At 27.8% G+C, this 8235-nt stretch carries 3 protein-coding genes; all 3 read left to right on the plus strand.

What is annotated here, in order from left to right; genetic code table 11:
• The first annotated feature begins 302 nt into the window (after nucleotides 1–302).
• The 3 genes from CLOBL_RS25985 (at nucleotide 303) to addA (ending at nucleotide 8101) form a co-directional block, all read left to right on the plus strand.
• Nucleotides 303–794: a GNAT family protein gene (locus tag CLOBL_RS25985; protein ID WP_077861648.1), complete on the plus strand. Its 492-nt coding sequence runs from the start codon at nucleotides 303–305 to the stop codon at nucleotides 792–794.
• A gap of 19 nt (nucleotides 795–813) precedes the next feature.
• Nucleotides 814–4281: a helicase-exonuclease AddAB subunit AddB gene (addB, locus tag CLOBL_RS25990; RefSeq protein ID WP_077861649.1), complete on the plus strand. Its 3468-nt coding sequence runs from the start codon at nucleotides 814–816 to the stop codon at nucleotides 4279–4281.
• Between the two features lie 85 nt (nucleotides 4282–4366).
• The gene (gene addA / locus CLOBL_RS25995) at nucleotides 4367–8101 is read left to right on the plus strand and encodes a helicase-exonuclease AddAB subunit AddA (protein ID WP_077861650.1); all 3735 of its coding nucleotides are present in this window, start codon (nucleotides 4367–4369) and stop codon (nucleotides 8099–8101) included.
• Nucleotides 8102–8235: the final 134 nt, after the last annotated feature.

An 8235-nucleotide genomic window follows, 5' to 3' on the forward strand; every position in this document is an offset into this window, starting at 1 on the left:
AGGGCGTAGGTCGGGTAACTGGCGCCCGGGTTCAAATCCCGGATCCTCCGCCAAAACATCTAACATTATGTTAGATGTTTTTTTGTTGTTCAAAAAATCGTAATACAAACATATATATTGCAATAATAAAATTAAATTAAAAGCATTTGTGGACTAGTAAATGCCATAAGATAAAATGTAGAAAATTAATTGTAACATATACATTTAATAAATATAGTTAAAATTTGGCACAATAAATTTAAATTTTGGAACTAAAATATTATAATTAAGTTAGTACTCCAATTTGTTAAAGAAGGTGAATCATGCTTAAAGGTTATAATGTATATTTGAGAGCATTACAAAAGAAAGATATTTTGATATTATATAAACTATTTAATGATGAAAATGTTAAGTTATATAATACTATACCTAATGATATACAAAGTGGCAGTAAAAGTTTAAGGAAGGCGCTGGGTATAATAAATGAAAAGAATGTTTTAGTTGGATTTATAACATATAATGAGAGTAATGATTGTAAAGGAATATATTCTATTGGGATAACAATTGGAAGCATGTATTGGGGAAAGAAATATGGACAGGATGCTATAAAGACGCTTATACGATATTTGTTTGGAAAATTAGATGCTATAAGAGTTGAGTTAGAAGTTATAAAGTATAATTTAAGAGCAGTAAATTGCTATAAGAAATGCGGATTTTTAGAAGAAGGAATAAAGAGAAATAAAGTTTATATAAATGGTAGATATGTTGATACTATAATTATGGGAATAGGTAAAAAAGAATTAACAGATATTTAAAAGGTGAGGTATAGCACATATGAGTATAAGATTTATTTATGGAAGAGCAGGGACTGGAAAAAGTCAATTTTGTATTAATGATATAAAAGTTAAAATAGGTGAGGGAATAGGAGAGAACAAATTAATTTTATTAGTTCCAGAGCAATATACATTCACTACAGAAAACAAAATCTTAAAAGCTATTGGAGAACGTGCTTTTTTAAGAACCGAAGTATTAAGTTTTAAGAAAATGGCACATGAAATTTTTGAAAAATATGGTGGACGTGTCAAAGAAATAATAAAAGAGTCTGGACGAAACATGTTAATTCATAGAGTGCTAAATGAAACGATAGATTCTTTAGATTATTTCAAGAAAATATCAGGAGAGCAAGGATTCAATAAAGTAATCTCTGAAGTAATCTCTGAATTTAAGAAATACAATGTTAATATTGATAGTCTGCAAGCATTAAGTGGAAAAATAAATGATTATGAATTAGCACAAAAAATCAAGGAATTAGCAGTAGTCTATGAAGCATTTAATTTAAAGATGCATGAAAATTATATTGATGGAGATGATGAATTAACATTACTAGAAAAAAAGTTATCAGAATCTGACGCATATGTAGATTCAGAAGTATGGATAGATGAATTTAATAGTTTTACACCTCAGCAATTAGAAATTATAAGATTGTTAGCAAAGAGATGTAAGAGAGTAAATATAACTCTTTGTATGGATAGTAGTAAATCTTTAGATGATAAGTATGAAGATATAACTGATGTATTTAATATAGTAAAAAACACAGAAAATAAGATATTGAAGATAATAGAGGATAATAACATAGCTTATGATAGGCCTATTTATTTAAATAATACTACACCATACAGATTTAAAAATAATACGGAACTTAGACACATTGAAAAGTATTTCTTTACTTATCCATTTACTGAATATAGCGGTAAGTGTAATAATGTAGCACTATATAAAGCAAATAATATTTATGATGAGATTGAGCGAGTAGCGAGAAGCATTATTGAACTTGTAAGGGATAAAGGATATAGATATAAAGATATATCTGTTGTTTGCAGAAATATAGATGATTATCAAAAAATAATATCAGTAATATTTAAAGATTACGATATACCGTATTTCTTAGATAAAAAGATTCAGTTGTTAAGTAATCCATTAATAGTACTTATAAGTTCAGCTTTTGAAATTTTATTTAAAAATTGGTCTTATGAGAGTGTATTTAAATATTTGAAAAGTGGATTAACTGGTATAGATAATTCATATATAGATATTTTAGAAAACTTTGTGCTTGAGCATGGAGTAAAAGGATATAAGTGGACTGTAGAAGAGATAATTAATGAAAAATGGTTTAATAATAATGAAGAATTAACGGATGAGAAAATATTAATATCTGAAATTATGGAGGAAATAAGAATTCCTTTAATAACTTTTCATAATAAAATATACGGAAAGCATAATGTTATAGATATATGTACGGCGATTTATGAGTTTTTAGTTAACTTAAAAGCTTTTGAGAGAATAAATGAATGGATAGAAGCTTTTGAGGAAATTGGTTTAGAAGATAAAGTTAAGGAATATAGTCAAGTTGAAGGGATAGTTATAGAAATTTTAGATCAGGCAGTGGATGTAATTGGAGATGAGAAATTAGATAGCTTTGAATTTTTTAAAATATTAAATTCAGGGTTTTCAAATGAGGAAATTGGAGTTATACCAGTTGCTTTAGATCAGGTTAATATTGGAGATATAGCAAGAATTAAAGGTAGAGATGTGAAGGTTCTTTATATAGTAGGAATAAATGATGGTGTACTGCCAGCATCTAAAAAGGAAGAAGGAATACTATCAGATAGAGATAGGGGAATATTAAGTGAAATAGGTGTAAGTTTATCATCAACAACCAGGAGAAAGGTATTTGAGGAGCAATATTTACTATATATAGCATTAACAATAAGTAGTGAATATTTATTATTATCGTATCCTATGTCTGATTTTGAAGGTAAATCATTAAGACCATCTATAGTGATACCTAGAATCAAAAAAATATTACCTGGATTAGTAGAAGAAAGTGATATTTATGATTTAGGTAATGAAAAAGATAAGTTTAATAAAATTAATACTCCAATTCCAACATTTAATGAACTTATACTTGCGATGAGAAAGGATTTTGATAAAGAAGATGTAGAAGAATATTGGCCAGACGTATATAGTTGGTTTAGTGAGAAGGAAGAGTTTAAGGAAAAGGTTAAGAGCATCTTTAAAGGTCTTGAATATTCTAATGTAGGTGATAAGATTGCTCGAAGTAAGCTTAAAAAGCTTTATCAAAATGACATGGGAAAGTTAGTATTTAGTGTTTCAAGATTGGAAAAGTATGCTGAATGTCCATTTTCATATTTTGTTCAATATGGACTTAAAGCTAAAAACAGAAAAGTATACGAATTTACACCACCAGATTTAGGGTCATTTGTACATGAAATGTTAGATTCATTTACGAATAAAATTAGAGAAGAGGGTATTCTGTGGTCTGAATTAAACAATGAGAAGTGCAAAGATATAGTGTCTAGTCTTATTGATAAAAAATTAATTTCTGACGATAACTCTATATTAAATAGTTCAAAAAAGTTTAGATATTTAGCTCAAAGGTTTAAAAGGGTAATCTCTAAATCTGTCTCAGTTATTGCAAATCAAATAGGAAAAGGTGAATTTGAAGTATTCAAAACAGAATTTAATTTTGGAGACTATAGATCAGGGGAAGCCATAACATTAGAATTAAGCTCAAAAGAAAAAGTATATCTTCAAGGAAGAATAGATAGAATAGATACATTGGATTTAGATGGAGAAACTTATATTAGAGTTGTAGATTATAAGACTGGTTCTAATAAACTTGATTTAAATGAACTTTATAATGGATTACAAATGCAACTATTAGTTTATTTAGATGCTCTTATTAAAAATTCTAAATATATATTAAAAAAGCAAGTGAAGCCTGGTGCTATATTATATTTTAAAATAGATGACCCTATAATAAAGGGAAATAAAGAAATGACAACAGAACAGGTACAAGAAGAGGTCCTAAGTGCTTTGAAAATGAGAGGATTAGTTTTAAAGGATGCTAGGGTTGTTAGAGCGATGGATAAGGATATTGATGGATATTCATTAATTATACCAGCTGCATTTAAAAATGATGGAGATTTTAAATCTAATAGTGACGTAGTTACAGAAGAAGAATTTATATTACTTAGAGAGTACGTTAATAAAAAAATGATAGATTTATGTGAAGAGATGCTGAGTGGAGAAATTAAAATACAACCAATTAAAAATGCCAATAGAACATATTGTGAATATTGTGATTTTTCGTCAATATGTCAGTTTGATACGACAATAAAGGATAATAAATATAAGATAGTTTCAAAGAAATCTTCAAATGAAATTTGGAACAATATAAAAAGTTCTATAAGTTGTTTACGAGAAGAAAATGATTCGTGAGAATGTTTTATTAAAATAGCTTATAGTCTATAATTACTAAATTATAATTTGAACAGCTTTAGATAGTGATAGGAGAGATTAATATATGGGAGAAACAAAATGGACTAAGGAACAGTTAAGTGCAATTGAAACAAGAAATTGCAATCTTTTAGTTGCAGCAGCAGCAGGTTCTGGTAAAACTGCTGTATTGGTAGAGAGAATTATTAGAATAATTACAAATGATGAGAATCCAGTTGATATAGATAAATTATTAGTTGTGACATTTACTAATGCAGCAGCAGCAGAAATGAGAGAGAGAATTGCTGATGCCATATCAAAAGAGTTAGAAAGAAAACCTAATTCCAAGAATCTTCAAAAACAGCTAACATTATTAAATAGAGCTAATATCACTACAATGCATTCATTTTGTTTAGATGTAATAAAAAATAACTATCATAGAATAGATTTAGACCCATCTTTTAGAATTGGAGATCAAACGGAAGGTATATTAATTAAAAGTGAAGTTATGGAAGAACTTTTTGAAGATAAATATGATGAAGAGGATACTGAATTTATTAATCTGGTTGAAGCATTTAGCAGCTATAAGAATGATAATAACCTTAGGGATTTAGTTTTAGATTTATATAATTTTACTATGTCAGGTCCATGGCCTGAAAAATGGCTTAATGAAAATGCGGAAATTTTCAATATCAATACATTAGAAGAACTGAATCAGACAAAATGGGTAAAAGTTCTTATTGAAAGTATTAGAATTGAAATTCAAGGCCATATTAAAATGATGGAAAAAGCCATTGAAATAATTAATAAGATAGATGGTTTAGAAGCATATTTAGATAATTTTACAAATGAACTAATAGATATAAAAAAAGCTTACGAATCTACTGATAATGGGCTTGAGGCAATTTACAACTCATTATTGTGCATAAGTTTTTCTAGATTGAAAACTATTAAAAAAGATAAAGTTTCAGATGAAAGTTCTCAAAGCCTTGTAAAAAAAATAAGAGACGATATTAAGAAGAAAATATCTGAATTAATTAATAATACGTTTTCAGTAACTCCAGAGCAAATGCTACTTAATATTAAAGGTTCATATCCATATATTAAAAAGTTAACAGAAATTGTTCTAGAGTTTGATGAAAGATTCAGAAAAAGAAAAAGAGAAAGAAATATATTAGATTTTAATGACTTGGAACATTTATGTTTAAAAGTATTAATTGATTATGATGAAGATAATAACATAATACCATCTAAAGTAGCTGTAGAATTCAAAGAATATTTTGATGAGGTACTTGTGGATGAGTATCAAGATTCAAATAATGTACAGGAAACAATAATAAATTTAGTATCCAGAAAAGAGCTTGATAATCCTAACGTGTTTATGGTTGGTGATGTGAAACAAAGTATATATAGATTTAGGCAGGCAAAACCTGAATTGTTTATTGAAAAATATAATACTTATCAGATAGATCAAGGTAATAACAGAAAGATTCAGCTATATAAAAATTTTAGAAGCAGAAAAGAAGTTATAGATGGTGTAAATTATCTGTTTAAGCAGCTAATGTCTGAAACTGTTGGAGAGCTAGAATATACAGATGAAGAAGCACTAAACTTAGGTGCTAGTTATAAGGAAGTAACCCAAGATAATGTAATTACTGGCGGATCAATAGAGGTCAATATAGTGGATAAAAATCATGAAGAAGAAGCAGCAGAAGATATTGAAGATGATCAAGAAGAAATAAGTAATGTTGCTTTAGAGGGAAGAGTTGTGGCAAGAAAGATTAGAGAATTAATGTCACAAAGTGGAGAGAAAACATTTAATGTTCTAGATAAAGAAACTGGAGAATATAGACCATTAAAATATAGAGATATTGTAATTCTTCTCAGGGCAACAAAGAATTGGTCTGAAACACTACTAGATGAATTAGGGAATGAAGGAATTCCAGTATATGCAGATACAGGATCAGGATATTTTGAATCTATTGAGATTAGAACAATAATTTCTTTATTAAAAATAATTGATAATCCAATGCAGGATATTCCGATGATAGCAATAATGAGATCTCCAATTATCAGTTTTTCAGCAGAGGAGATAAGTGAAGTGAGGCTAGTAAATAAAGAAAGTTACTTTTATGAGAATATAAAGTGTATAAGCAAGACAGATTTTGAATCTGGAGAAGGACAGTATTCAAAAGAGTTAATAAATAAGTGTAAATATTTAATTGATAATATTGATAAGTGGAGAAAAAAATCAATTTATATGGCAATTGATGAATTCATATGGTACTTATATATGGATACTGCTTATTATGGATATGTTGGGGCTATGCCTAATGGTGTATTAAGACAAGCAAATTTAAGAATATTATTTCAAAGAGCAAGACAATTTGAAAAAACAAGTTTTAAGGGATTATTTAATTTTATAAATTTTATAAATAAGCTTAAGAAATCTTCTGGAGACATGGGAAGTGCCCAAATACTAGGGGAAAATGAAGATGTAGTTAGAATTATGAGTATTCATAAAAGTAAAGGACTGGAGTTTCCAGTAGTATTCTTATGTGGAATTGGTAAAAACTTTAATTTGATGGACTTAAATAAGGACATAGTATATCATGAAGATTTAGGATTTGGACCTGAATTTGTAGATTTAGAAAAAAGATTTAGCATTGGAACATTAGCTAAGGAATCTATAAAAAAGAAAATGAAACTCGAAACATTATCAGAAGAAATGAGAATACTTTATGTGGCATGTACTAGAGCAAAGGAAAAGTTAATCATTACCGGTACAACTGCCAATATTGAGAAATCAGTAGAAAGATGGATAAATTCAGCATCTTTAGAGAAAGTCAGAATTTTACCTTCTGAAGTATTAAAAGGGAGATCATATTTAGATTGGATTTGCATGGCATTGTGTCATCATAATGCAGGAAATGTATTTAATGAAAAAATAGGAGTCTCATGTGAGGGATTAAGTGATGATATATCCAAATGGGAAATAAATTTTTGGAATAAAAATGATCTAATTATTAAATCTGATTCAGATAGTGAAAATGAAGAAGATCAGTTTGACTCAATGGCATATGTAAATTTAAATGATCAAGCCGTTAATGAGGAGATAAATAGGAGACTATCATATGAGTATCAGTTAAAGGCATTAACTACTCTTAAAAGTAATATTTCAGTTTCAGATTTAAAGAGAAGAAATGAAGAAGAAAATTATGATACTGAAGAAACTTACAGGGAAAAGATTATAACAACTCCTAAATTTCTTCAAGAAAAAAAGGGATTAACCCCATCTGAAAGGGGTACGGCAGTTCACTTTGCAATGAAGAAAATAGATTTTAATAGAGTTTCATCTGTAACGGAAATTAGTGAACAGCTACAAAAATTATTTGAAGAAGAATTTCTACTTAAGGAAGAGTTAAAAGCAATAAATCCTTATAAAATATTGAATTTTTTCAAATCTAATTTAGGAAGCAAAATTCTTGAAATAAATAAAAGAGGAGAAAAAATCTATAGAGAAGTACCATTTTATACTGAAATAAGCAGTTTAGAGGTAGATAAAACTTTAGATGATAAATATAAAGATGAGAATGTTAGATTGCAGGGAATAATTGATTGTTTTTTTGAATATAATGGAGAGCTTATTCTTTTGGATTATAAAACGGATTTTGTAAAAGAAGGCGAGGAAGAAGAATTTAAGCAGAAATATATTAAACAATTAGAGTATTATAGTAATGCCATATTTAAAATGACAGGAAAAGCAGTTAAATATAAGTATCTATATTCATTTTCTTTGGAGAAGGAATTTGAAGTACTATAAAATTTAAGTTAAAAGCAAGAGTTATATTTGTAACCTTGCTTTTTCACATTTCATATATATGTTGCAATAATAAAATTACATTTAGGATGTCTATCTGCTAAGTAAATATCTAAATGTTAAATGTAGAAAATCAA

It is taken from the genome of Clostridium sp. BL-8 (genome assembly GCF_002006495.1).
Classification (GTDB): domain Bacteria; phylum Bacillota; class Clostridia; order Clostridiales; family Clostridiaceae; genus Clostridium.

Bases quoted from the DNA above. Each gene is read 5' to 3' on its own strand.
- addB (WP_077861649.1), top strand. From the start codon at position 814: ATGAGTATAAGATTTATTTATGGAAGAGCAGGGACTGGAAAAAGTCAA.
- addA (WP_077861650.1), top strand. From the start codon at position 4,367: ATGGGAGAAACAAAATGGACTAAGGAACAGTTAAGTGCAATTGAAACA.
- CLOBL_RS25985 (WP_077861648.1), top strand. From the start codon at position 303: ATGCTTAAAGGTTATAATGTATATTTGAGAGCATTACAAAAGAAAGAT.